26 protein-coding genes are annotated in these 25,204 nt (G+C 34.9%); 11 read left to right on the top strand and 15 right to left on the bottom strand.

The window, feature by feature from the left end:
• Positions 1-40: 40 nt before the first annotated feature.
• Positions 41-1,843, top strand: a complete 1,803-nt coding sequence (locus tag ACQ5J2_RS09330; RefSeq protein ID WP_432670137.1) for a gliding motility-associated C-terminal domain-containing protein — start codon at positions 41-43, stop codon at positions 1,841-1,843.
• Here ACQ5J2_RS09330 and ACQ5J2_RS09325 read toward each other — a convergent pair.
• Together ACQ5J2_RS09325 and ACQ5J2_RS09320 are read right to left on the bottom strand one after the other, a co-directional pair.
• A complete protein-coding gene (locus ACQ5J2_RS09325; protein WP_432673290.1) occupies positions 1,840-2,442 on the bottom strand; it encodes a trimeric intracellular cation channel family protein in 603 nt (200 codons plus the stop codon). The genes ACQ5J2_RS09330 and ACQ5J2_RS09325 overlap by 4 nt on opposite strands.
• A 29-nt stretch (positions 2,443-2,471) precedes the next feature.
• Entirely contained in the window at positions 2,472-3,212 is a 741-nt protein-coding gene (locus tag ACQ5J2_RS09320; protein ID WP_432670136.1) for an RDD family protein, read from the bottom strand.
• 20 nt (positions 3,213-3,232) lie between these two features.
• On the opposite strand from ACQ5J2_RS09320, the gene ACQ5J2_RS09315 reads away from it, so the two are divergent.
• The 9 genes from ACQ5J2_RS09315 (at position 3,233) to hemN (ending at position 11,792) form a co-directional block, all read left to right on the top strand.
• Positions 3,233-4,210 carry a stage II sporulation protein M gene (locus ACQ5J2_RS09315; protein ID WP_432670135.1) on the top strand — a complete coding sequence of 326 codons (978 nt, stop codon included), beginning with the start codon at positions 3,233-3,235 and terminating at the stop codon, positions 4,208-4,210.
• Positions 4,211-4,216: 6 nt separating this feature from the next.
• Positions 4,217-4,960 carry a DUF4129 domain-containing protein gene (locus ACQ5J2_RS09310; RefSeq protein WP_432670134.1) on the top strand — a complete coding sequence of 248 codons (744 nt, stop codon included), beginning with the start codon at positions 4,217-4,219 and terminating at the stop codon, positions 4,958-4,960.
• The gene (locus tag ACQ5J2_RS09305) at positions 4,960-6,159 is read left to right on the top strand and encodes a DUF4350 domain-containing protein (RefSeq protein WP_432670133.1); all 1,200 of its coding nucleotides are present in this window, start codon (positions 4,960-4,962) and stop codon (positions 6,157-6,159) included. The genes ACQ5J2_RS09310 and ACQ5J2_RS09305 overlap by 1 nt, the downstream gene beginning before the upstream one ends.
• A 1-nt stretch (position 6,160) precedes the next feature.
• A complete protein-coding gene (locus tag ACQ5J2_RS09300) occupies positions 6,161-7,168 on the top strand; it encodes an AAA family ATPase (protein ID WP_432670132.1) in 1,008 nt (335 codons plus the stop codon).
• A 27-nt stretch (positions 7,169-7,195) separates the two neighbouring features.
• Positions 7,196-8,527, top strand: coding sequence for a DUF58 domain-containing protein (locus ACQ5J2_RS09295; protein WP_432670131.1), 1,332 nt, complete (start codon positions 7,196-7,198; stop codon positions 8,525-8,527).
• Between the two features lie 175 nt (positions 8,528-8,702).
• The gene (locus tag ACQ5J2_RS09290; RefSeq protein WP_432670130.1) at positions 8,703-9,491 is read left to right on the top strand and encodes a TrmH family RNA methyltransferase; all 789 of its coding nucleotides are present in this window, start codon (positions 8,703-8,705) and stop codon (positions 9,489-9,491) included.
• A gap of 48 nt (positions 9,492-9,539) precedes the next feature.
• Entirely contained in the window at positions 9,540-9,926 is a 387-nt protein-coding gene (locus ACQ5J2_RS09285) for a hypothetical protein (protein WP_432670129.1), read from the top strand.
• Between the two features lie 59 nt (positions 9,927-9,985).
• Positions 9,986-10,294 carry a hypothetical protein gene (locus ACQ5J2_RS09280; protein ID WP_432670128.1) on the top strand — a complete coding sequence of 103 codons (309 nt, stop codon included), beginning with the start codon at positions 9,986-9,988 and terminating at the stop codon, positions 10,292-10,294.
• A 133-nt stretch (positions 10,295-10,427) separates the two neighbouring features.
• Complete coding sequence (gene hemN, locus ACQ5J2_RS09275; protein ID WP_432670127.1) at positions 10,428-11,792, top strand: oxygen-independent coproporphyrinogen III oxidase; 1,365 nt, start codon at positions 10,428-10,430, stop codon at positions 11,790-11,792.
• Positions 11,793-12,083: 291 nt separating this feature from the next.
• Here the strand turns inward: hemN and ACQ5J2_RS09270 are convergent, their stop codons facing one another.
• The 5 genes from ACQ5J2_RS09270 to ribB form a co-directional block, all read right to left on the bottom strand.
• Positions 12,084-13,388 (bottom strand): DUF819 domain-containing protein, encoded by a 1,305-nt coding sequence (locus ACQ5J2_RS09270; protein ID WP_432670126.1) that lies wholly within the window; start codon positions 13,386-13,388, stop codon positions 12,084-12,086.
• A 515-nt stretch (positions 13,389-13,903) separates the two neighbouring features.
• Entirely contained in the window at positions 13,904-14,596 is a 693-nt protein-coding gene (locus ACQ5J2_RS09265) for a metallophosphoesterase (protein WP_432670125.1), read from the bottom strand.
• A gap of 115 nt (positions 14,597-14,711) precedes the next feature.
• The gene (locus ACQ5J2_RS09260) at positions 14,712-15,116 is read right to left on the bottom strand and encodes a hypothetical protein (protein WP_432670124.1); all 405 of its coding nucleotides are present in this window, start codon (positions 15,114-15,116) and stop codon (positions 14,712-14,714) included.
• A gap of 39 nt (positions 15,117-15,155) precedes the next feature.
• The gene (locus ACQ5J2_RS09255; protein ID WP_432670123.1) at positions 15,156-15,731 is read right to left on the bottom strand and encodes a Crp/Fnr family transcriptional regulator; all 576 of its coding nucleotides are present in this window, start codon (positions 15,729-15,731) and stop codon (positions 15,156-15,158) included.
• Positions 15,732-16,394 carry a 3,4-dihydroxy-2-butanone-4-phosphate synthase gene (ribB, locus tag ACQ5J2_RS09250; protein ID WP_432670122.1) on the bottom strand — a complete coding sequence of 221 codons (663 nt, stop codon included), beginning with the start codon at positions 16,392-16,394 and terminating at the stop codon, positions 15,732-15,734.
• 211 nt (positions 16,395-16,605) lie between these two features.
• Here ribB and ACQ5J2_RS09245 point away from each other — a divergent pair, with 211 nt between their 5' ends.
• Positions 16,606-16,743 (top strand): hypothetical protein, encoded by a 138-nt coding sequence (locus ACQ5J2_RS09245; RefSeq protein WP_432670121.1) that lies wholly within the window; start codon positions 16,606-16,608, stop codon positions 16,741-16,743.
• A gap of 349 nt (positions 16,744-17,092) precedes the next feature.
• On the opposite strand, the gene ACQ5J2_RS09240 is transcribed toward ACQ5J2_RS09245, so the two are convergent.
• From ACQ5J2_RS09240 to ACQ5J2_RS09205, 8 genes are all read right to left on the bottom strand, one after another.
• The gene (locus ACQ5J2_RS09240) at positions 17,093-18,898 is read right to left on the bottom strand and encodes a hypothetical protein (protein WP_432670120.1); all 1,806 of its coding nucleotides are present in this window, start codon (positions 18,896-18,898) and stop codon (positions 17,093-17,095) included.
• 30 nt (positions 18,899-18,928) lie between these two features.
• Positions 18,929-19,333 carry a hypothetical protein gene (locus ACQ5J2_RS09235; RefSeq protein ID WP_432670119.1) on the bottom strand — a complete coding sequence of 135 codons (405 nt, stop codon included), beginning with the start codon at positions 19,331-19,333 and terminating at the stop codon, positions 18,929-18,931.
• 393 nt (positions 19,334-19,726) lie between these two features.
• Entirely contained in the window at positions 19,727-19,993 is a 267-nt protein-coding gene (locus ACQ5J2_RS09230; protein ID WP_432670118.1) for a hypothetical protein, read from the bottom strand.
• Between the two features lie 520 nt (positions 19,994-20,513).
• Positions 20,514-21,473: a PDDEXK nuclease domain-containing protein gene (locus ACQ5J2_RS09225; RefSeq protein ID WP_432670117.1), complete on the bottom strand. Its 960-nt coding sequence runs from the start codon at positions 21,471-21,473 to the stop codon at positions 20,514-20,516.
• A gap of 197 nt (positions 21,474-21,670) precedes the next feature.
• Entirely contained in the window at positions 21,671-22,372 is a 702-nt protein-coding gene (locus tag ACQ5J2_RS09220) for a sulfite exporter TauE/SafE family protein (RefSeq protein ID WP_432670116.1), read from the bottom strand.
• A 10-nt stretch (positions 22,373-22,382) separates the two neighbouring features.
• A complete protein-coding gene (locus tag ACQ5J2_RS09215) occupies positions 22,383-22,838 on the bottom strand; it encodes a FixH family protein (RefSeq protein ID WP_432670115.1) in 456 nt (151 codons plus the stop codon).
• Between the two features lie 6 nt (positions 22,839-22,844).
• Entirely contained in the window at positions 22,845-24,266 is a 1,422-nt protein-coding gene (ccoG, locus tag ACQ5J2_RS09210; RefSeq protein ID WP_432670114.1) for a cytochrome c oxidase accessory protein CcoG, read from the bottom strand.
• 15 nt (positions 24,267-24,281) lie between these two features.
• A complete protein-coding gene (locus ACQ5J2_RS09205) occupies positions 24,282-25,196 on the bottom strand; it encodes a cbb3-type cytochrome c oxidase N-terminal domain-containing protein (RefSeq protein WP_432670113.1) in 915 nt (304 codons plus the stop codon).
• Positions 25,197-25,204 lie beyond the last annotated feature (8 nt).

Here is a 25,204-nt window from a genome sequence, read left to right as displayed (position 1 = left end):
AATAATAGTATCTTTAAACTTTTAATACAAGATTGGTCCATTGAAAACTATTCAACAACTGTTTTATTGTGTGTTACTTTGCATTACAAGCTTGACTTGCTTTAGTCAAGATGTGGCTTTGTGGGAACAATTTAACGGTCGTTATGATTTTACGGTTGTGGGAAATACATTGAATCCGCTTGAAAATAACCCAAATAGTTTCTGCACAATTTTTACTACGTCCTCTGAAAGTTTGAATTTACAGCCCAATGATGAAATTGAAAAAGCTTATATTTATTGGGCAGGTTCTGGAACGGGCGATTTAGAAATAAAATTAAACGGCCAAATCGTAACTTCGGAACGAAATTTTCCAATGTTTAAAAACAACCTTGATTATTTTTCCGCTTATGCAGATGTAACAGCTATCGTTCAAGCCACAGGAAATGGACTGTACACAGTTTCAGAGCTGGACTTGTTATCAGCTATAACAGACACTGGATATTGCATCAATCGCACCAATTTTGGCGGTTGGGCAATTGTGGTTGTTTTCAAAAATGATTCTTTACCGCTTAATCAGCTGAATGTATACGACGGACTTCAAGCGGTTTCTTCCGCTCAAAACAACTTGACGCTAACCTTAAATAATTTGAATGTTGTTGATAATATTGGAGCAAAATTGGGCTTTATCGCTTGGGAAGGTGATGCTACTTTGGCAAACCAGGAAACCTTTAAATTCAATGGTTTTGATTTGACAAACGAATTAAATCCGCTGGGTAATGCATTCAACAGTACCAACAGTTTTACGGGTTCCAGCCAATTGTATAACATGGATTTGGATGTTTATAACATTGAAAGTTTTATTGAAATTGGCAATCCTATCGCAACTATTGAGCTGACTTCGTTACAAGATTTTGTGATGATAAGTACCGTTATTTCAAAATTAAACAACCAACTTCCCGATGCAACAGTTAGTTTTGAAATTCCTGAATTTGAATGTAATTCAAGGATTTTAAATGTAAATTATACCGTTTTTAATGTCAATAGCACTGATAATTTACCTGCTGGAATTCCGGTTAGTATTTTTGCAAATGACACTTATATAAATACTTTTTTTACTCAAAATTTAATTCCAATTGGCGGAAACGAAATGGGTAACATTCAATTCACCATTCCTTCGTCTGTTCCCGCTGATTTTGAATTGAAATTCATCGTGGACCAAGGAGAAAATGGTTTGGGAATTCAGAAAGAATTAAACGAAGATAATAATCAATTTTCACAAGATATTTCCCTTTATTTTTTTCCTGCAGTAAATCCATTGGAAAACCTGAAATCGTGTAATTTAAAATTTGGAAAAGGATTTTTTGACTTGACCAACATTGAAAATGCTGTAAAAATAAATCCAGAAGATATTGTGTCGATTTACAACTCATTTGAAGATGCAACAGAAGAAATAAATCCAGTAACCAACTTGTCACAGTATGAAGTTCATCAAACTCCAAAAGAAATTTTTGTTCGGGTAACAAATAATCGCTGTTATAGTATTACTTCATTATTACTTGAAGTTAAAAATTGTCCGCCGATAATTTACAATCTCGTAACCGCCAATAATGACGGCCCAAATGACACTTTTTACATCGAAGGATTGCGGGATATTTTTGAAAATTTCAAGTTAGAAATCTACAACCGTTGGGGCAATCTAGTTTGGGAAGGAAATCATCAAACGGAAGATTGGAACGGATTTGCCACAAAAGGACCGCGAATTATGGGCGATAAAGTTACTCCAGGAACATATTATTATATTCTGAATTTAAACGACCCTGATTATAATAAAGCTTTAACAGGATTTATTCACGTGACCAATTAAGCTTTCTGAAGCGTGGGTAAGTACCATTTAAATTTTACCGCTAACAATCGAAATGAAATCATAACTGAAGAAGTTACAATATATAAAATATTTTCCTCTAAATTAATTTCTTTCAAGGCAAAAAACACAATTCCACCTAAAATACAGACGGTTGCATAAATTTCACGACGAAAAATAACGGGAATTTCATTGCATAAAATATCTCGAATCACACCACCAAAACATGCCGTCATTGTTCCTAATGCAATACAAATTACGGGATGAAGTCCAAAGATAATTCCGCGTTCCAGACCAATTAATGTAAAAACGCCAAGTCCAATTGTATCGAACAAGAACAAAGAAGTTCGCAAACGATCCAATTTTTTACGAAAAACAACAGCCAAAGCAAATCCAAAAATAATTAAATAAACATAGCGTAAATCGAGCATCCAACTTACTGGAGTTCGCCCAATCAACATATCCCGAAGTGTTCCTCCGCCAACAGCAGTAACGAATGCAATGATAAAAACGCCAAACGAATCCAGTCTTTTGTTAATTGCCGTCAAAGCTCCTGACATAGCAAACGCTGTTGTCCCAATGAAATCTAGTAAAGTAAAAATGGTCATATGTGTCTGTATTTGATTAAAAATCACATACTTTGTGTATAAAAATTATAATCTTTTATAACCGTATTGATGAAATCAACATGATTGCCGCTCTGGTTTTTTATTCCGGTAACGGTTTCGATTTTAGCTGTTAGTTTGGTCATTAAATCAACATCCCGACTTGCTTTAGCTCTAATAAAATTTTCTTTAATAATTCGGACATCATTGTCGGAAAGCTTGATAACTAATGGATAAGTAGGTATATAGTCGTCGTGGATTTCTTCTAAAATAGTACTCGAAATATTCACGTTATTTCGCAAAGTAATTACGGAAGTTCCAGCAGCCATATCGCCCAGACGTTGTGCTTTTTTGTTCATTATTATAGAAACAAATCCAATAATTCCACTTGAAATAAAAATATCAATCATGCGAAACAACCACCGAATCAAATAATCTCCAAAACTTGCTTGATACCCTTCAATTTTAACCACTTTTATGCGAACCAATTTTTTTCCCAAACTTTGGCCTTCGAAAAAAGTTTCGAAAATTAAACTGTAAAACATCACAGGTAAAAAAATAAGCGACTGAACTGCTATTTGAGACCAACCATCTAACCCTCCAACAATTACGAAGAAACCAGTATATGCTAAAAGCAGATAAATGCTCGTTAGGTATGCAATTATAATCAGTAAATCAATACCAAAAGCTAGGATTCTATGACCAATGGAAGCGGCTGTAAAATTTATAGTTACATTTTGGGTCGTATTGATTGATAATTCTGACATATTTTATATTTTAGCCTACAATGAGAGAAGTTGCCTTCATAAAACAAAATAAAGAAAAATGGCTCGATTTTGAAGCCGCAATTTTCGGTAAAGCTAAAAAAAATCCTGATGAAATTGCAGGGTTGTACATACATTTAATCAATGATTTGTCGTATGCCCAAACGTATTACCCTAAAAGTAAAACGGTTGTATACCTGAATTATTTAGCTTCGCAAATTTACCAACGTATTTACAAAACCAAAAGACAAGAGAAAAACAGGTTGCTTTACTTTTTCTCCGAAGAAGTCCCCTTATTGCTTTATCAATACCAACGATACGTTTTGTATGCTTTTTTATTGTTTTTCCTGTTTGTTGGTATCGGAGTTTTGTCGGCAATCTACGATGATGACTTGTGTCGCTTGATTTTAGGAGATGCTTATGTAAATCAAACTTTGGAAAACATCAAAGGCGGAAATCCAGTGGCCATTTATAAATCGGGTTCTAATTGGGGTGGATTTATTGGAATTACAATTAACAATCTTCGCGTTGGTGCTATGTGTTTTATCATGGGTATTTTTGGCGGAATTGGCACTTTTTACGTTCTGTTTAAAAACTGTCTGATGTTGGGTGCTTTTCAATACTTTTTCTATCAAGAAGGCGTGTTTTGGGAAAGCGTTCAAGGCATTTGGATTCATGGTTCGATGGAAATTTTTGTAATCGTAATTGAATCTGCTGCAGGATTTATTTTAGGTGCCTCCATTTTATTTCCTAAAACTTTTTCGCGTATGACTTCGTTAAAAATTGGATTTAGAAACAGTTTCAAAATCTTTTTAAGTACCGTACCTTTTACTATTGCTGCAGGATTTTTAGAAGGATTTGTTACCCGATACTCACTTGAAATGCCCAACTGGCTGAATGTTTTTATAATTTTAAGTACACTTTCAGCAATTTCATTTTACTATTTAGTTTTTCCTTTTATAGTTGCCAAAAAAATAAAATCAATTCCCTTAATCGCTTAATCTGCTTTGAAAAAAATCCTTTTAATTTTTCTTCTATTTTTCATCGTTCCACTTCAGGGTCAAAACGTTGTTGTTTCAGAAGTTGCGAAAAATTCAACAAAAATTGCAATTGACACTGCTGCAGTTCAGCAGATTCATTTTGTCGAAAATTTCAAAGAAAAATACAACGATAAACCTTTTATTTATGAAGAAAAATCACCCGTAAAATCACTTTGGGACCGTTTTGAAGAATGGTTCACACAATGGCTGAAACGTACTTTTGATGTTCAAGATGGCGAAAAAGCAAAAAACATTTTAGATTATACCATCAACACAATCGCAGTAATTTTAATTGTAATTGTTATTTTCCTGATTGTCAAAGCAATTTTAAACAAAGAAGGGACTTGGATTTTTGGTTTAAAATCGGACAAAAATATTATTCGTTACGACGAAATTGAAAAAAATCTACATTTAGTTAATTTTGAAAAATTAATTAAAGACAGTATTCAATCCGGTGAACATCGACTTAGTGTTCGGTATTATTACTTGTTTTTATTGAAAAAAATGTCCGAAAAACAACTCATCGAATGGGATGTTGAGAAAACAAACTCCGATTATATTTATGAAATAAAATCACCTGAACTGAAAGCTAATTTTGAATACCTCTCCTATTTATACAATTATATTTGGTATGGTGAATTTGACATTAGTATCGAAGAATTTGAAAAAGCTAAAAAAGCCTTTGACACCACCATTCATTCCATTTACTAATGAATAAATCTGTGAAAATATACTTGATTTTTTTAGTAGTGGTAATCACCGGAATTATCGCTTTGGATTCCAGTACGCCAAAACCACTGAACTGGTCGCCAACGTATTCTATAAATGACAAAATTCCATTTGGATTATTCGTTTTTGACAAGGAAATAAATGCCCTTTTGCAACCAGATACATTAATGGCGATTAATGTCACTCCGTACGAATATTTTGACAATTTATATGATTATGATACTTTAATAAACACGTACCACACGTCCGGTACTTTTGTGGCGGTAAATGATTATGCCAACTTAGACGATGAATCTGTTAAGGAATTACTCTATTTTTCAAGTCACGGCAATACTGTTTTTTTGAGTATGAAAACGCTTCCGCAAATTCTACTAGACAGCCTAAAACTTGATTATCGCTCTGATTTTGAAATCAGTAACAACACTTCTCTTTGGTTTGCTAACGAAAACTTAGGGTCAGAAAAATACAATTTAGTAGAAGGGTTGGGTTCAAATTATTTTTCAAAAATTGATACTTTAAATACTACAATTCTAGGTTATCAAGGAACCGATAAGGCTTTCGCCAATTTTATTAAAGTGCCTTACAAACAAGGGATTTTCTATTTGCACTTGCAGCCTGCTGCATTTACCAATTTTCATTTACTGAAAAATAATCATTCAGAATATGCCGAAAAAGTCTTGTCCTATCTACCGAAAGGAAACATTTATTGGTACACCAAAGATTTAACGGACGGACACATTTCGCAAAATCCACTGCGGTTTATTTTCAGCCAGCCGGCTTTAAAAGCAGCTTGGTATTTGTTTTTATTGGGAATGTTGGTTTTTATTGTATTCAATGCAAAACGAAAACAACGTATTGTTCCAATTATAGCACCACTGGAAAATACGACTATTGAGTTCACAAAAACCATTGGAAATTTATATTTTCAAGAGGGAAATCACCACAACATTATCGATAAAAAAATCATTTATTTGTTGGATAAAATTCGTCGGGAATACTTATTAGACACGACTACTCTCGATGATAAATTCGTGCAAAAACTCCAACAAAAAACAGGTAAAAATCGCGAAGACCTCCAACAATTATTCGCAAAAATCAATCAGCATCGCAAAGGTCATTATGAAAGTGTGGAAAATGATTTGGTCGAAATTAATACTTTAATAGAAAAAATATTCAGCTAATATGGAAGATTTAGAAACAAATAAAGCCGAAAATGAAAATGTAAATTTTCAATCGAGATTGGACTTAACAGAGTTGCAACAAAGTATTTCGGCAATGAAAGCCGAATTGAATACCGTAATTGTAGGCCAAGAAAAAATGATTGACCAATTGCTGGTTGCCTTTTTATCCAACGGTCATATTTTGCTTGAAGGCGTTCCGGGAGTTGCAAAAACAATTACCGCGAAATTATTGGCACAAACCATGGATATTGGGTTCAGCCGAATCCAGTTTACACCAGATTTGATGCCTTCTGATATTTTAGGTACCAGCGTTTTCGACTTAAAAACATCCGAATTTGAGTTCAAAAAAGGACCGATTTTCTCCAACTTAATTTTAATTGACGAAATAAATCGAGCTCCAGCAAAAACACAAGCGGCCTTATTTGAAGTGATGGAAGAACGTCAAATTACGATGGACGGAACTACTTATATTCCAGACAAACCGTTTTTAGTAATTGCGACTCAAAATCCTATCGAGCAAGAAGGTACTTACCGTTTGCCCGAGGCACAACTCGACCGTTTCTTGTTTAAAATCGTGATTGATTATCCAAAATTGGATGAAGAAATTATTATTTTGCAACGCGAACATTTGCTGCAAAATCATGGCAAATTGGAAAACATCAAGAAAATTATCGATGCTTTTATCATTGAAAAATACCAAACTTTGGTGAAACAAATTGTGGTAGAGCAAAATTTACTTGAATACATTGCTAAAATTGTGGTCAATACCCGAGAAAATGCATTTTTATACTTGGGTGCTTCGCCACGTGCTTCGATTGCAATTTTGAATGCTGCAAAAGGTTTTGCTGCTTTGCGAGGTCGAGATTTTGTAACACCTGAAGACATCAAAGAAGCTGCGGTTCCTGTCTTGCAACACCGTGTGATGGTCACTCCAGAACGTGAAATGGAAGGACTTACCAGTGTCGAAATCATCAAGCAAATCATTGAAACAGTAGAAATTCCGAGATAATTTATTCACTTTTTTAGCAATTAAAATTTGAACTTTTTTAAAAAACTATACCTCAATAATTTATTTTTCTATTTGCTTTTGGGCAACATAGTGCTTTTTGTTGTTGCTTTCTTTTTCCCAAGATTGTACAAGATTTCATGGTATGCTTTTTTAATTTTAATACTATTTTTAACCATTGATATTTTGATTTTGTTTTTTGCGAAAAGGGGAATTGAAGCCACCAGAGTTACAGCAGATAAACTATCCAATGGTGATGAGAATTCCATAAACATCAGTATTAAAAATTACTATACTTTTCCTGTGGGTGCCAAAATTATTGATGAAATCCCGTATCAGTTTCAAGTTAGAAACTTTAATATTGTTCGAAAAATAAAGGCTTCGTCGCAAGATGAAATCAGCTATTACCTTCGTCCTACCGAACGTGGTGAATATTATTTTGGAAATTTAAACGTGTACATTAGTTCACCTTTACTACTGATTTCAAGACGATTTGCATTCGACAATAATCAGATGGTACCGGTTTATCCTTCTTACATTCAACTTCGGAAGTACGATTTGATGGCTTTTTCGAACTCGCTGTTTCAATATGGTTTTAAGAAAATCCGTAGAATTGGTCACACCATGGAATTTGAACAAATTAAGGAATACATTCCTGGAGATAACATTAGAACGCTTAATTGGAAAGCTACTGCCAAACGAAATTCGTTAATGGTGAATCAATTTCAGGACGAAAAATCACAATCGGTTTATATGGTGATTGACAAAGGACGTTTGATGAAAATGCCTTTCAACGGACTGAGTTTGTTGGATTTTGCCATTAATGCTACATTGGTTTTATCCAATGTAATTTTGAAGAAACAAGACAAGGCAGGCGTATTCTCTTTTTCGAAAAAGGTAGAAAACTGGGTGGTTGCGGAAAAGCGTTCGTCCCAAATGCAACTGATTTTAGAGAATTTGTACAACATCAAAACCGACTTTTTCGAAAGTGACTTCTCCCGATTGTATGTAGATATTAAAAAGAATTTGAAGCAACGAAGTTTAGTAATTATCTACACGAATTTTGAAACTGTAGATGGTTTGCACCGACAATTACCTTATTTGAAAGGCATTGCTAAAAACCATTTGCTGGTGGTTGTATTTTTTAACAATACTGAATTAGAAGATTTAATTCACAAAAAAGCCGATAACATCCAAGAGATTTACGACAAAGTGATCGCTGAAAAGTTTGCTTTTGAAAAGCGATTGATTGTTAATGAACTCAAGAAATACGGCATTTATTCGGTATTAACCGACCCAGAAAACTTGACTTTAGATACAATTAATAAGTATTTAGAGATTAAAGCTCGGGGGATTTTGTAGGTTTTGAAATTTTTTTTACCACAAAGCCACGAAGTCGGGAAGATTATTTTACTTTGCGTCTTTGCCACATAATTATAAAAAATAAAATAGACAGTTCCTTAGAAACTCATATATAAAATTTTCTCTGCGAACTTTGGTTAAAACTTTGCGACCTTAGCGGTAAAAATAATTCAAGATGAAACAAATCACCTCCGTTCAAAATCCGTACATCAAATCATTGCTTCAGTTGCAAGATAAAGCAAAAGTGAGAAGACAAACCGGCACCTTCATCATTGAAGGAAAACGCGAAATCGAACTGGCGTTAAAAGGCGGTTACGAACTCGAAACGGTACTATTTGTTCCTGAATTAACTTCGGAAAAGGAACTATTGTCCTTTCAAATTGCGAATGTGGAACGCATTGAAATCAGCAAAGAGGTGTATCAAAAGTTGGCGTACCGTGACACTACCGAAGGCGTTATTGCCATTGCTATAACAAAAACTTTAGCATTAAAAGACTTGAAACTATCCGATAATCCGCTGATATTAATTGGCGAAAGCCTTGAGAAACCCGGAAATGTAGGAGCGATTTTACGAACCGCCGATGCAGCCAATGTGGATGCCGTTATTATTGCCAATCCTAAAAGTGATTTGTACAATCCCAATGTGGTGCGTTCGAGTGTGGGTTGCTTGTTTACCAATCAAATTGCTACGGGTTCAACTGAAGAAGTGATTGCGTTTTTGAAAGAAAACAACATTAATTTCTACAGTGCAACTTTGCAAAATTCGACGTCGTATCACACGCAAGATTATACAAAACCTACGGCGTTGGTTGTAGGGACGGAAGCTACAGGACTAACAAAACCTTGGCGTGATGAAGCGACTCAAAATATTATTATCCCAATGCAAGGCGAAATTGACTCGATGAATGTATCGGTTGCAGCAGCTATTTTATTGTTTGAGGCGAAGAGACAGAGGGGATTTTAAGCTTTTAAAATTTGGACTTAATGACTAACAATTATAAAATATAATCCAATGAGAATACTTGTAAGTGGAGCATATAGTAATGATTTAAAAATACAATTTTCACAAGGAACTTGGAATGTTGCTATCTTTACTTTGTTTGAAAATCAAAATTTTAAAAATGTAGATTTTCCTAGAGATCCTACTTTATTTCGTTTATCAATAATCTATGATTCTGAAAACTATTATTTTGAAAACATACTATACGTTTCTAACCCTAATTTAGATGTTCTTAAATTTCATTTTTACAAAGAAAATCATCGTGTTTTCTGTAAGCTAGAATCTGATATTGTACTTGAATTAAATAAAGAAATTATATTTAATCCGCTTCCTGATAGTTTAAAGGAATTAAAAAATCTATTGGAAAATATTAAGAATGAGGGGATTGATAGTATCTAATATTTGTATGTAGTTTACCTGACAAAATGCATTTATAAAAAATTTAATACCTCATATAGATGAATCCATTTACACTTTCCTGCTTCATTATTGTTCTTCCTCTTATCTCACAAATCGTCCTTGGTTCACTTTCTATATTGAAAAAAGTTAAATGGAATTTTGATTTAATTTGTTTGATAAACCTATTTGCTCAAATAGTATTCATAGTGATTGCCCTACAAATCATCTCAATTGAACCTAAAAACAATGAGTTTAGATGCGGAATGGGGCAATTTGCAATGCTGTCTCTAGGAATTATTACTTTCATAGTAGTCGCCATAGTTATGGGTATTCAACTTTTAATAAAGAAATTTCAAAAACAAAAATAATCTTTCTGCCTTTCAGAAATCAGCATTAAATCATTCTTCAACATCAGTTGGTATTGGTATCATTTCCCCAATATGACAATTATCATTTTTAATTAAACACAACCGACTTAATTTTGACATTCAAATTAAGTCTATGAAAACTTCACTAATTCAAAAATACAACGTTCCGGGTCCAAGATATACCAGTTATCCAACAGTTCCGTATTGGGAAGAGGATACTTTTTCGCACGAATTGTGGCTGGAAAGTGTTAAGAAATCATTCATTCAGAGTAATTCGGCAGAAGGAATCAGTTTGTACATTCACTTGCCTTTTTGCGAAAGCTTGTGTACTTTTTGTGGATGTTTTAAACGAATCACGAAAAACCATGCAGTTGAAGACCCGTATATTAAAGCGGTTTTGAAAGAATGCCGTTTGTATTCGGAGCTTTTTGATGAGAAACCTGTTATCAAAGAAATTCATTTAGGTGGTGGAACTCCCACTTTTTTCTCCAGCAATAATTTACAAGATTTAATCAACGGAATTTTTGCTTTCGCAAATAAACATCCGGAATGTGAAATGAGTTTTGAAGGGCATCCCAACAATACGACCCGAGAGCATTTGCAAAGCTTGTATAATTTAGGTTTCAGACGTGTCAGTTTTGGTGTTCAATCGTATTCTGAAACGGTTCAGAAAGCAATTAATAGAATTCAACCTTTTGAAAATGTGGCAAAAGTTACGTATTTAGCAAGAGAAATTGGCTATACTTCCATCAGTCATGATTTGATTTACGGACTGCCGTTTCAAACTTTAGAAGACATTTACGACACGATAGAAAAAACAAAATCGTTATTTCCCGACCGATTGGCATTTTATAGTTATGCTCATGTGCCTTGGATTAAAGGAAACGGACAACGTGGTTTTAAAGATGAAGATGTACCAAAAGACGATGCAAAACGCGAAATGTATGAAGAAGGAAAGAGAAAATTGGACGAAAGTGGTTATCTTGAAATTGGGATGGATCATTTTGCAGTACCGCAGGATGCTATGACGATTGCTTATCATAAAGGAAATTTACACCGAAACTTTATGGGGTATAGCGCTTCTAAAACCCAACTGATGATTGGCTTAGGCGTTTCGGCAATTAGCGACAGTTGGTTTGGTTTTGGTCAAAATGTGAAGAGTTTTGATGATTACTATCAAATGTTGGAATGGGACAAGATTCCTGTAAACAAAGGTCATATTTTAACTGAAGAAGATTTAAAAGTACGGCAACATATTTTGAATATCATGTGTAAGTTTCACACAACTTGGAGTACAGGCGCCACTTATTTTGATGAAATTTACGAAGTTCTACCTCAACTTAAAGTGTTTGAAGAAGACGGATTGCTTGAATTTATCATTGATGGTATTCAAGTTACCGAGAAGGGAAAAGCCTTTGTGCGAAACATTTGTATGGCTTTTGATATGCGATTGCAACGAAAAGCACCGGAAAGACAGTTGTTTTCGATGACGGTTTAATCCTCCCCTAACCTCCCGATTTTTCGGGACAGGCTCTCCGAAGGAGGGGAACTTGAAGTACGCAAGTGTAATATACAACCTATAACGTTAAACAGAAAATTAGCTTTTCTATCTTTTTGTGTTTTTATCCTCAAAGCCCAAAAGCTAAAAAAAAGCCTGAAGATGGTTTGACTATCCCTGACAGAAGCGGTATCCTTTTCCCGCATTTTTCATGCGGGAAAAGATTTAGCGGATGGCAGGAACATGGATCAAAAGATGCCTAAAGATGTGATTCTAAAAAACGTACAACACTTAAACAGGTGCTGCAATTTCCATTAAGAACGCGGCTAATAATGCGCCATATGTTCCGGCAACGTAACCAAAAACGGCTAACAAAACCCCAACACTTGCTAATGAAGGATGAAATGCTGAAGCAATAATGGGGGCCGAAGCGGCTCCACCAATATTGGCTTTACTTCCTACGGCAAGAAAGAAAAAGGGTGCTTTGATAAGTTTGGCAACGATTACTAAAAGCAACACGTGGATGGCCATCCAGATTAATCCTACAACCAACAAACCTGGATTACTGGCTACAGAACCCAAATCCATTTTCATACCGATGGACGCCACCAGAATGTAGATAAAAACACTTCCTATTTTACTGGCTCCTGCTCCTTCGTACTGCTTTAATTTGGTGTACGAAAATATAATTCCGAGTGCTGTGGCAAAGGTTACCATCCAGAAGAATCGGTCGCCAAATGTGGAGGCAAAACTGGTTGGGTCGTTTACAATTTCAAAGTTTGCTTTAAGCAAATCAGAAATGGAGTTACTTCCCCAATGTGCCAGTCCTACGGCAGTGAAAGCGATTCCGAGAATTACCATCAAGTCGGTTAGACTTGGATTCCGCGTTACATTTGCAGCATACGTCGTCATTTTATCTTTTAATTCTTCTATTGAACTTGTATCAGCTTTCAGCCAGTTGTCAATTTTCTCTTTTCGGCCAATACCAAATAATAGAAACGCCATCCAAATATTAGCGACTACAATATCAACCAAAACCATGGCTCCGTATTTGTCCGGATTGTATTTGAAAACTTCAAACATCGCGGCTTGATTGGCTCCTCCTCCTATCCAACTTCCGGCTATGGTTGCAAGTCCACGCCACACTGCGTCAAAATCAGCACCACCAACGGTTTCAGGTGAAAAAATGGACATGACTAAAACCGCTATTGGTCCACCGATGATGACTCCGATGGTTCCGGTAAAAAACATGATTAAGGCTTTTGGCCCTAGCTTGAACATCGCTTTTAAGTCAATACTCAACGTCATTAGTACCAAAGCTGCTGGAAGTAGATACCGACTTGCTACAAAGTAAATGGATGATTTCTTGGTAATGATTTCGCCGCCTTCGCCTATTTCGGTCCATTCGGGAGAAATAATGTTGAGTGAACTAAATATAGAAGGCAATAAATAACACATTAATAAGGAAGGAAACACGACATAGAATTTTTTCCAAAATCCTTCTTGTTTACCTGACGTGTAAAATACAAATGCCAAAAGAAGCATTAGTAATCCAAAAACGATGGTATCGTCTGTAATAAATGGTGCGTTATTCATAGGTACTGATTTGTTCGCAAAATAGGGAAAATATTTTTAAAATATATGGTAGTGGGTTTTGGGTTAAAGCCATATTTGAAATGGAAGTCTATAACATTACAGATACTAAATATAATTTTGATTATACCACCTACAACATTGTGAACGCCAAAAACAACTTTAATTGTGGCAGCTGCAACATTTTAAAGGGCAGTTGTAACTATTAAAATGATTTGTTGAGCTAAAAAGTTTCATTTTGTAGTTCTCTTTGTGTAACATTTGGTAGAATATTTTTCTAAAATAGTCCATTACCCAAATAATGCTCGATTGTAAAGCGTACACAATTTCTTAAAAAGAACATAACAGCGTTTTTAATTTGGGTAGTAACATAAAAAGCAACCCTCTTGAGTTGCTTTTTATGTTATTATCTTGTATCTCTGCTCCTTTTTATCGGCACGAGTCAAGAAGCATCACGCTAGCGGTTGTGTTTATTTGCTGGGGCTGTCTGGGGGAACACTTCCTCAAACGAGCTAAATTTATTTGAGCGATGAAGTGTATTCTTTGAGTCTTCCTTTTTCAATTAGTCCAGTGTTATTTGCTTTTAAGAACTCGCCTGTTTCCACATTCAAACAAGTTAACCACATCCCGCCGTGTGCATACGTATCAATACAAATGGTATGCTTAAAATTGGCTATTTCTCCATTTTTCCGTGCGGTATGTCCACAAATCAACGTTTTTTTTGGGTGATACATTACGGGTTCTTCAAACTTTTTTGAAAATAAATCATGGCTATTCTGTTCGCTTAAACTCTTGTTTCTTTCCAATCCTGCATGAACGAAAATGAATGCTCCAATTTCCAAATACGGTAAGCAAGAATCAATAAAAGCCCAATGCGTTTTATCAATTTTATCCATCCAGTTTTGGTAGTCATGAATGTTATAGGAGTCTAAGGTGAAGGTTCCTCCGTAATCATGCATCCACTCTACAAATATTTCAGGCGAATATTTGGCAGTGGTCATCATTATCTCATGATTGCCCAAAATAAACTCGAAGTCAAATACTTTACTTTTTTTTATCAACCAATCTATGACATCTTTACTACTCGTTCCTTTGTCAATGTAATCTCCCAGAAAAACTACTTTGTCATTCTCTATTATTAAGCCCTGCTGAAAAATAGTTCGTAACGCATTTATACTGCCATGTATATCTCCAATTGCATAAATTGCCATAATGATTTTGTATTGAATGTTTGCTACAGGTTTTGCATGTAAAAATTGCAAATGCTTTTATTCTGTAACTCAGACTGTATAGTAGGTCTGCTTGCTGTTTCTATACTCTAAAATTTTAGTAAGATACCTTTGTCTTATTTTTTAACTTATTTTCTAGAATAGGATAAAGATTGTAAGTGGGATAAATTTCTGTTTTAAAAGCCTTCCATGCAGTACGCTCAATTGCTAAATTTACAGCTGATAATTTAGAAGCAGGAAGTTCCAACACCACCATTTGACCAAGCCCCATGACCACAAACCAATTAACAATAGAGACACCTTCTGGAGGGAAATTTTCATAAAAACCTTGACTAGTTCTTATTTTTTCAATTTCATTTAAGTTCATGCTTTGATCATGTTTAAGAAAGATGGTTAATAACAACTTGTCATTACTCTTTTCAGAATTAGATTTTGTCTCAAGCGATTGTGCATAACCGCTAAATTGTAACAAGAATAGCCCGAGTACTAGTATGTATTTCATGTTTCTATGTTTTAGATGTGGTATATTTTTTACTGATTATTAAATTTTAGATTTTATTCTACTTAAAGTTTCCTGTGATATATTAATATAAGAAGCCACTATTTTGTTAGGCAAACGCTTAACAATATCGGGGTTTATTTTAAATAATTGTTTGTAGCGCTCTGAAGCATCGAGTGTGGTAAAGGAAATTAATCTTTTTGAATTATTAACGTAGGCTTTTTCCAAGTAGATACTATAAAAATCTTTCCATTTGGGAATAATAGTCATAAGAAATCTAAAGTCGTCGTGGGTAATATAGAGAAGTTCACTGTTTTCAATGACTTGAATCGTTTCTTGAGCAGGTTCATTGGTTATAAAACTAACGAGTTCTGTTGCAAATTGATTTTCAAAAGCAATATAACGGGTAATATCTTTCCCTTCCTCATCGATGTAAAATAGCCTTAAACAACCTTTTTTTACAAAATAGCTAACTTGACTATTTATTCCATTTGAAAGTAAAATCTCATTTTTGTTTTTTTGTACTGTTTTAAAATAAGATAACACGATTTTTAAATCTTCATCTTCAATTGTAATATTCTTTTTTATGAATTTGGTAAGTTCTGTGTAATTTCTCATTTATCTATAGTCTCGTACAAATTTACGATAATGGATAATATCCTGTATGGTTAGGACCTTCAAATCCTGCTCATATGCAAATTGTAAAATCGTGTCCGCATTTGCCATTGTTCCGTCGTCGTTCATTAATTCACAAAGTACGGCTTCTGGTTTTAAGCCAGCTAATTTCATTAAATCTACACTGCCTTCCGTATGCCCTTTTCTTCCTAGAACACCATTTTTATTTGCTCTTAAAGGAAAAATATGACCCGGTTTGGCTAAGTCAGTGCTTCTAGCATTTTCATTGCATGCCACTTGTATAGTTGTCAACCTATCTTTGGCAGAAACTCCTGTAGTCACACCTTCTCTCGCTTCTATAGAAATCGTGAAAGGCGTTTGAAAACTACTCGTGTTTTCCTTTACCATGTAGGGTAATTGAAGTGCATCCGCTTTTTCATTAGTTAAACAAAGGCAAACAATACCACTGCATTTCCTAATCATGAGTGCCATATGGTCATTAGTCATGTTGTGAGCCGAAAATATTAAATCACCTTCATTTTCTCTGTCTTCATCATCCATTAAAATAATTCCCTTTCCATTTTGAAGATGTATTAAGGCTTTTTCTAATCGTTCCTGACTGTCGTTTCCAACTATTTTTAATGTGTCTACTTCTGTAAGTACCATTTTAAATTCTTGTTATTATTTGAATGGCAAAACTAGTGTTGTCTTAAGTCAGATTATTTGACCTAAGTCAATAAATTTATTTATTATCGAAAATCTTTTGGCACAGGACAAAAAGTATAATTCATTAAATATAAAGCATTAGGAATAGAAAAATCAGAACTAAAGGCTGATATTTATTACATTAAAAGATTTATTCTACATAATTTTCCAAATGAATAATACCAGTATTGAAGATAAAGGCACAACGCTAATTTCGGTTTTGCAATGCTATTTAAAGGACGAAGTTAATTTAGCAAGGGCCAATTATTTGTTTATTTATGACCGCTTTATGCAAAGTAAATACAATTAATTAGGACAGACTCGCCTCTGGATTCGATACAAAAATTGATAAAAGTAGCTCTTACAGAAAAAAACAAAGATTGATGGATGAATTTAACTTCGTAATGATAATGGTTTCTTCATTGATATCTCAACTGGTACTTTGTAACGAGTTCCAAATTATTAAAAAGATAATAAGAGCCTTTTTAACGCTGGTAATAAAATAAAAAGCAACCCTCTCGAGTTGCTTTTTATTTTATTGACTTGTTTCGCTGCTCCTTTTTGTGGGCACGAGCTAGAGGCATCGCGCTAGCTGTTGTGTTTATTTGCTGGGGCAGTTGCACAGGTAAAATAAAAGTTTTTATTTGCAAATTCTTAGTCTATTTCGTACTAAGCTTTGCCAACCCTAAAGCCCCTTGAATGGAATTTTGATCTGCTTCAAGAACTGAAATTTTACCTGTTTTTATATTTCGTACTCTAATTCCCACACCATTTTGTGTAGGAATATCAATTCCTTTTTCAGGCGTGCTTTCAATATAATTGTTAAATACCGAATAGTCGTAATCCCCTTTTTTAAAACTTAGATGCTCTAAATAATTGCGTGGCGGTACGAGGGTTCGGTCATCCTTGTAGTACTTGAATTTCTTGGTTTCATCTGTCAGTTCTGCTACATATTCCAGTTCTATTTTGGTTTTGGTCCCAAACCTATACACAATATACGTTCCTTTTTCCGCCACTGCAATGCTCACTCTTTTCTCACTGTCTTTAATTTTAAAACTATAAATAAGGTTCTCATGCTTTTTCAGAAGTAGGCCTTCTTTGCTTTCTACTGCAACACTAAATGAATTTGGAGGAGTCCCTGATTTATAAAAAGATTTAAAAACCATCTCATAAGGGATATTGTAATTTTTAGAAAAGGCATTTGCCACTTCATTGAACACACTGTAGTTCCACGTGCCTCCTTCCTTTATAAAACAAACGTAATCTACAGGAGCAACAACGTAGCTATTGTCTGTAATTTGAAGAATTAAATCATCGATACCGTCGTTATTAATGTCTTTCAGGTAAAATTCCATCTTCAAACCTTGTTGTATTCCCTCTTGAGTATGGGCAAAAAACAGTTTTTGCAGTGGACCTATCGGACCTATAAAACTCCCATAAGGCGGTGCATAAAACCCACAAACGGCAGATAAATCCATTGGAATGGTTGCCTCGCTTCCGTTTTCAGAAATTAAGGTAGTGTATAACCCTGTGCCATATCCTCCAGTAGGATTATTGGCATTTTTTAAATCTAAATACAAGCGCAAACGCGGGTTGGCATAGCTCGTACTCTTTATCGTTTGTGTGGCTATTAGTTTAGATTCCATTGAAGTTGGACTATAAGAAGGCGCATAATTCATGGCTACAAACTGTCCTTTTGCGTTGATAACATATCTTTTAGAATCATAAGTACGATAGCCACTTGTTTCTACGTTGGTATCTACCCAAATCGTGGCATTCACATACACTTCGCCTGGAGCAAAAATGGGCAGAATGGGTGTAAAACTTTCTACATAATCGCTTCTGCCAATGAGTAGGTGATCGGCATAATTTCCCTGCTTATCGTAGTTAATTAAATATGTAAAATACTCGTCTTCCGATTGAAAGTCAACCGTGATTGAATAAAATTCGGCCGTTAAATCTACTGTGCCTGTAATGTACAATTGCGTGTAATACTGGTTTATTTTTTGTAAACTCAATTTTGCATACACTTCCTTATCAATCAATAGTTTTTTCTGTCCTACCGTATTTTGTTCAGCAACTTCCACTAAAGTGGTGTGTACTTTTAATTTTTCTATAGTGTACAATTGCTTGATAAAACGCTCACTATCATTGCATTTTATCAAGTCATTCTCGGCTCTATTTTCTGCAATAAATAAAGGTTTGGCATCTGACATTTTTGTGGGAGTACAATACTTGCTGTTCTTTAAAAATGAAGGAATTTCTGAAAACTGATTGCTACTTTTTTCGGGTATCGGAATGTTGTTTACTACAGTTGCCGCCACTAAAAACCGACTTCCAGCAGGCAGACATCCCGTGCTACTGTTTGTTTCTGTGCTGTATTTATAAATTAACGGTGTACTTCTTTTAAACAATTGTTTTTTTAAAGGTGTAAACTCATGAAACGGATTGATGGTGAGTAACAAATTACTATTTTCTATTTCTAAAATAACATTTCATGTTCCACCATAAAAATCGCCATAAATTTTTCCGTCCTTGAAGGTCGCATTTTCAAAATAGCGGTCTTCATAATCGTCACTACTTGCATTGTACTGAATGGATAAGTTTGATCCTGCTATAGACTTGGAAATCGCTATAGTTTCTTGGTTTTTGCCGTACTGCCATACGCCTATATAATCCCAGATGTTGGAAGTTGCAGTACCTGCATCTAAATAATCAGCGGGGAAAGTTGTAGATGCATTCACTAGCTGCTTGAGCCTCTGCAGTTTTTTTGGAAACAGCACCGTACGAACCATCGTATCGTAATTGGTTGACACCTGATACTTGCATGCGAATGAATTTGTTGTGTAAGGAAATAAATATGTGGGCAGTAAGAGTAATAAAAATACGATGCTTTTCAATATTTTATTATTTAGTTGAACGAGATATTTTTAAGAATCGCGCTCTGATTCAACCAAATATAACAAAATTAATGGCATTTAGGGGATAGTAGGGCGTTATATGTTGGCGAGAGTACAACTAAAACTATAAAATATTACATCAATGTGTACTAAAAAGAAACCAAAAATCGTGTAGGGAATAGTGCCTTTGAGGTTTTAAAAATGGTTTATATTTAACCCATTCAAAAGCAAAACACGGTTGGAAGCAGTATACAAATAGGAATTCATTTTAACCGTATCTAAAAGTCATGTGTAGAAAAGTAAGACGAAAGGATGTACTAAAATGCAGCGTATCCTCACTAGCATCCCAAAAAAAATGCCCCGATTCCCAAGGCATTTTTTTATAAACAATCATTAATATTTCTCTTTCTGGAATCCCCACTTGCGGAGTTGTTCGTGATAGGTTCTCGGGAAATTTCCTTCTAAAACAGTAATAATCGACTTTAAAATTTCGTGAAGTTCCGCTTTCAATACATTTTTATCACCCACTTTATCCGATATACCGCCATCTAATTCTCTTGATAATTTTACCAAGGCATCGTATCTGGTTTTGATATCCGTCCAGAAAGCCAATCCATATTTTCTATCTTCAAAGCTATTGTCTTTAATACCTTTAAGCATTAAGTCCAAAGCGATTTTTCGGCTACTAGCATCTCTCAACCCATCAGAAAAAAACAGCCATTTCCCAACAACCACCAAATGCTATTAAAAATAGCCAAATCATTCAAAAAAGAACGCTAGAGGTGCTCAAATGACAAAAAAATACCCTGAAACGGTCAACGGACAGCCTGAAACGGTCATCGGACAGTCTGAAATGGTCATCGGATAACCTGAAACAGTCTTCGGATAGCCTGATGGTTACTTCTGAAAACGTTTTTCGTACTTCTGAAGGCTTGATACTTACTTCTGACAGGAAATTGTATTAATTTGAATGCCTGACATGATTTGCTAATTATGAAATGAAGTGTTTTTTTGATAAAAAAAGGGCTGTTTTATTTTTGTAATACTGTAAAATCATTCTTGAACTTGTCTGATGAAGTTGGGTAAGTTACGTTTATGTAAAGAATGAAGTGGGTTTGAGGTTGGAGAGTATCGAAGAGCCTTTAGATTTTGCTGTTCATTTTGCAAACGCCTTTAAAAACTACTGCATTTCTTTTATAATTAGTTCTTCCAATTGATTTTTAGGCAATAGTAATTTATATTCAGCAACACCAATTGGTTTATTGATGTCTTGTAAAGCAATTTCTACGTCCAAATGATTTTTATCAGCACACAAAATAATTCCAATGGGTTGGTTTTCGTCTTTTTTTCGTTCAAATTTGTCTAGTAATGAAAGATAGAAATTCATTTTACCAATATATTCAGGTTGAAATTCACCTATTTTGAGTTCAATTGCTACAAGTGATTTTAAATCACGATTGTAAAATAACATATCCACAAAATATTCTTTTTCATTATATTCTAACCGATATTGATTACCAATGAATGAAAAACCTTTGCCTAATTCTAAAATAAAATGCTTTATTTTTTCGACCAGTCGCTTTTCTAAATCGCGTTCTTTTAAGGATGCTGTAACGCCTAGAAAACCCAAATTATAACTACTTTTTAAAAGTTCGTTAGCATAACTGGCTACGTTTTCTGGTAATGTTTCTTTAAAATTATTACTTTTTACTGTAGTGGTTTCTTGCAAATAAGCTCCCGCTTTGATATAGTTTAGCAAAATATCTCTTGTCCAAGCCATTTCTACCGTTTTTGAAGCATAAAATAGTGCTTCATCATCTGAAGTGGCCTTGCTCATTATCAGTAAATTATGACTCCATGGCAAAACTGCTACGGAGCGTTGCAGTTTTGTATCTGCATTGCAAAACCTATCATAAAATTTTTTCATATTCCACAAATTTCTGGGAGAAAGTCCCATGTCTGGAAATTTCATTTTGAGATCTTCAGATAATTTCAAAATTATACTATTCCCATAAGATGCAACTTGTACTTTTTGAGACAATAATGCACCTATATTCCAATAAACCGAAATAGTGCTTTGGTTTACTTTGATGGCAATATGTTGTCTTGCAGTTTGTATTTCGTTTATACAACTACTCAATTGTTATAGGGTATGGTTCTATCTGCCATTTTATTTTGCAAAATTAGGCTACAACTATTTATAGCAATGATTGATTTTACACTTAAATTTCAATTCTTAAACTGTAAATATAGCAAAAGGATTGAAAATCAAAAATAAGAAAAAAGATAGAATATAAGTTTTCTAAATTAAGATTAAAGGTTTTACAGATACTATTATCAAAAACAATTCGCACCTTCACTCACAAACAAACTCATAGTAGAAGGAGAAATGTAGGGAATGCCTAAACCTAAACCTCTTAAGATAAAAAGACAGCCGATAAAGACGGCTACATAAGGAATAACATGCTGGATTTTATTACGAAAAGAGGGCGTAACAAAAGAGTTGACATAAATAACGACACTCATTAAAGGCATCGTTCCAAGACCAAAAAGCATCATGTAAAAGGCTCCGAAAACAACACTTTGCATGGCAATGGCGCCAAAGAGTGCCGCGTAAACCATTCCGCAAGGCAGGAAACCGTTGAGTAAACCGATGGTGAAAAGTGATTTGTAGCTTTTGTTTTTAAATTGTTTTCCGAGAGAAGATTTTACTTTGGAAATGATTTTATAAACGGGTTTGGAGAAGTTGTATTGGGCCAATTTGCGTTCAGGAACAAGAATAAAAGCAATCATCAAAACACCTACAGCTATCGAAAGTTGTTGCTGCATTCCCGCCATAAAAAAACCTTTTCCCAACGCGCCAAAAATGAGTCCGATGGTGGCATAAGCTGTCATTCGGCCGAGATGATAAGTGGCAACTTGAAATGCTTTTCGGGTAGAGTTTTGATGGTCAACAGGCAGCATCATTGCGATAGGACCACACATCCCTACACAATGAAAACTACTAATAAGGCCAAATATAAACGCCGTGTACAGCATTATGATTTAATTAGTTGATGTAAATTGTTTCTTTTAATTTATAGGTTTTAGACTGGTAATCCCAATCTAAATTAATGTCCCAACGACCGCCTACCAAATTAGTTTTAGGTATGAGTAAAGATGGTTTTGACAATAAAATTGGTACTTGAAAGTCCAATTTCTTGTTAGACGGTCGGTAAAAGGACACTGTTCCTTTAATTTCTTGAAGATTCATTGAGGAAGGAAATTTAATTTCAACGGAATCGTTGGTTTGGATGACCATTGGTTTCTCCACTAAATCTGCTGCGTTTTGCATCTTGATGTAATCTTCGCCATAAAGTGCATCTTTCTTGTAATATTCTTCTACTACTAAGTCATTATCGTATTTTGAATCCGACTGTACTTTAATCACAAAGTACAGAATAAAGGACATAAACAGTGCAATTGCTATTACAATTGACGTTCCCCAGCCTATTTTGATTTTCATAACTATCTAATTAAATGTTCGCGGTCCTAAAAAGTTAGTGGTGGTCGTTTCCAGCAAATCCTCACCATTAAACACACCAATTTTCACCTTCGTTTTATCGCCGTCCAATAAGGCTTGCTCAATTTCGATGAACAAAGTTCCTTGTGATACGCCCTCGCGTTTTAACGTCACCCCATCATTTCCTACATTCTTGATGGTTCCTTTTGGTTCCAAAATTTTGAAATGAACGTTGTCGTAATCTTTAATCGTTTTATTAATGATCTTGTAGGTGTACACATTGCTAATGTTGGCTCCTTTATGTTCAAAAAGTTGTCCTGGCAATCGTAAAATAGTTGCCTCCACATCATTTCTCAAGAACAACATTCCGATTAGCACGCCTATTAAAATAACCAACAATGCACTATATCCTTTCATTCGAGCCGTAAACTTGAACGGTTCTTTTTTGACAATCTCATCTTCAGAAGCGTACCGAATCAAGCCTTTAGGTAAGTTGACGCTTTCCATAATGGTATCACATTCGTCAATACAAGCGGTACAATTGGTACATTCCAGTTGCGTTCCGTTTCGGATATCGATACCCATCGGGCACACATTCACACATTGGTTGCAATCAATACAATCTCCCTTTCCGGTAGATGCTCGGTCTTCTTTTTTATTGAATTTGGCTCTACCCTCCTCTTTTTCGCCACGAACAAAATCGTACGCAACATTGATGGATTTATTGTCTAAAAGTACACCTTGCAACCTTCCATAAGGACAAGCTATAATACAAACTTGCTCTCTAAACCATACAAAAACAAAGTAAAACACTCCTGTAAAAATCAACAGGGAGATGAAATTGCTGGTGTGAACCGCCGGTCCATCTTGCATCATCAAAAACAGTTGGTCACTACCTATTAAGTAGGCGAGAAATACATTGGCAATCAAGAATGAAATGATAAAAAAGATAATCCATTTGGTTACCCGTTTACGGATTTTCTCAGCATCCCATTTTTGTTTATTTAATCGGATTTGTGAACCACGGTCGCCATCTATCCAATACTCAATTCTACGGAAAACTAATTCTAAGAATATGGTTTGTGGACAAATCCATCCGCAAAATATCCGTCCGAATACAACGGTAAACAAGAGTAAAAATGCCACTCCAACCAACATTGCTATTACGAATAAGTAAAAGTCTTGTGGCCAAAAAGGGAATCCAAAAATATTAAATCTTCTTTCCAGAACATTAAACATCATGAATTGGTTACCGTTCACTTTTATAAACGGATTTGCCACTAAAATGGCTAACAGAAGATAACTTACGTATTGCCTGTATTTATAAAATCTTCCATGCGGTTTTTTAGGAAAAATATATTTCCGGTTACCCTCTTTATCTAGCGTTCCTATCGTATCTCTGAAAGATTCATCTTCATACGGTTCCGACATGATATTTTGTTTTATTTATTTTGTTGCCACTTCTGGACTTGCTTCCGTTGCTGCTTCTTCATTCCACACATCACCTTCTGCCGCTTTTGCATCAGCTGGATTTGTTCCTTGCAACGACAATACATAACTCGCTACTTGTTGGATTTCTGTTGGTTTCAAAATTGATTTCCAGGCTACCATTCCTTTTCCATCACGTCCACCTTCAGAAATAGTATGGAATACATTCTTGATTCCACCACCTAGTACCCAATGTTCGTCTGTTAAGTTAGGTCCAATTTGACCACCACCATCTATTTTGTGACAAGCCGCACAATTGGTTTGGTATATTGCTTTTCCTTTTGATAAGTCACCCGCTTCCGTAAGTAGCGTTACTTTGTCAGCATCCATAACATCCGGTGCTGTTTTTTTGTATTCTTCAAGTGCTATTTGAGCTTCTGCAATTTCCTTTTTCAATTCCATTTCTTGGTCGTCGCCGCCTAGCATTTCATAATGAATAAAATAAGCAACTCCCCAAATAACTGAAATGATAAAAAGGTATTTCCACCAAGGCGGTAAATCATTATCAAGTTCTTTGATACCGTCGTAATCGTGGTCTAGTAGCAATTCGCCTTCCATTGCCATTGGTCTGGTTCTGGTCAACTTCTGCATCATGTTTTTATACCACGTGCTTTCGGATACACTTAAGTTTTCCTCTGACGCCAATTTTTGTTTTTCTTCTTCAGATAGTAATTGATAGGTAACATTATCAACAGCACTAATCGTAATTTCAACTGCAATTAATAAAAACAAGAAGAATAGAAGAAAGAGTGAAACCATGGGAAATTCTATGAATGCTGGCTTACTACCGGAGTCGATAAAGAATTCCATGGTTAATGCAACTATAAAAAACAGCACGGGCACTCTCACATAAGCTGGAATAAGTTTTTTCATGTTTCTGT

Origin of the sequence: Flavobacterium sp. SM2513 (genome assembly GCF_050908145.1) — a bacterium.
GTDB lineage: Bacteria > Bacteroidota > Bacteroidia > Flavobacteriales > Flavobacteriaceae > Flavobacterium.
This window is presented reverse-complemented; position numbering and strand designations above follow the sequence as displayed.

Bases quoted from the DNA above. Each gene is read 5' to 3' on its own strand.
- ACQ5J2_RS09320 (WP_432670136.1), bottom strand. From the start codon at position 3,212: ATGTCAGAATTATCAATCAATACGACCCAAAATGTAACTATAAATTTT.
- ACQ5J2_RS09315 (WP_432670135.1), top strand. From the start codon at position 3,233: ATGAGAGAAGTTGCCTTCATAAAACAAAATAAAGAAAAATGGCTCGAT.
- ACQ5J2_RS09305 (WP_432670133.1), top strand. From the start codon at position 4,960: ATGAATAAATCTGTGAAAATATACTTGATTTTTTTAGTAGTGGTAATC.
- ACQ5J2_RS09300 (WP_432670132.1), top strand. From the start codon at position 6,161: ATGGAAGATTTAGAAACAAATAAAGCCGAAAATGAAAATGTAAATTTT.
- ACQ5J2_RS09290 (WP_432670130.1), top strand. From the start codon at position 8,703: ATGAAACAAATCACCTCCGTTCAAAATCCGTACATCAAATCATTGCTT.
- ACQ5J2_RS09285 (WP_432670129.1), top strand. From the start codon at position 9,540: ATGAGAATACTTGTAAGTGGAGCATATAGTAATGATTTAAAAATACAA.
- ACQ5J2_RS09280 (WP_432670128.1), top strand. From the start codon at position 9,986: ATGAATCCATTTACACTTTCCTGCTTCATTATTGTTCTTCCTCTTATC.
- hemN (WP_432670127.1), top strand. From the start codon at position 10,428: ATGAAAACTTCACTAATTCAAAAATACAACGTTCCGGGTCCAAGATAT.
- ACQ5J2_RS09270 (WP_432670126.1), bottom strand. From the start codon at position 13,388: ATGAATAACGCACCATTTATTACAGACGATACCATCGTTTTTGGATTA.
- ACQ5J2_RS09265 (WP_432670125.1), bottom strand. From the start codon at position 14,596: ATGGCAATTTATGCAATTGGAGATATACATGGCAGTATAAATGCGTTA.
- ACQ5J2_RS09260 (WP_432670124.1), bottom strand. From the start codon at position 15,116: ATGAAATACATACTAGTACTCGGGCTATTCTTGTTACAATTTAGCGGT.
- ACQ5J2_RS09255 (WP_432670123.1), bottom strand. From the start codon at position 15,731: ATGAGAAATTACACAGAACTTACCAAATTCATAAAAAAGAATATTACA.
- ribB (WP_432670122.1), bottom strand. From the start codon at position 16,394: ATGGTACTTACAGAAGTAGACACATTAAAAATAGTTGGAAACGACAGT.
- ACQ5J2_RS09245 (WP_432670121.1), top strand. From the start codon at position 16,606: ATGAATAATACCAGTATTGAAGATAAAGGCACAACGCTAATTTCGGTT.
- ACQ5J2_RS09230 (WP_432670118.1), bottom strand. From the start codon at position 19,993: ATGCTTAAAGGTATTAAAGACAATAGCTTTGAAGATAGAAAATATGGA.
- ACQ5J2_RS09220 (WP_432670116.1), bottom strand. From the start codon at position 22,372: ATGCTGTACACGGCGTTTATATTTGGCCTTATTAGTAGTTTTCATTGT.
- ACQ5J2_RS09215 (WP_432670115.1), bottom strand. From the start codon at position 22,838: ATGAAAATCAAAATAGGCTGGGGAACGTCAATTGTAATAGCAATTGCA.
- ccoG (WP_432670114.1), bottom strand. From the start codon at position 24,266: ATGTCGGAACCGTATGAAGATGAATCTTTCAGAGATACGATAGGAACG.
- ACQ5J2_RS09205 (WP_432670113.1), bottom strand. From the start codon at position 25,196: ATGAAAAAACTTATTCCAGCTTATGTGAGAGTGCCCGTGCTGTTTTTT.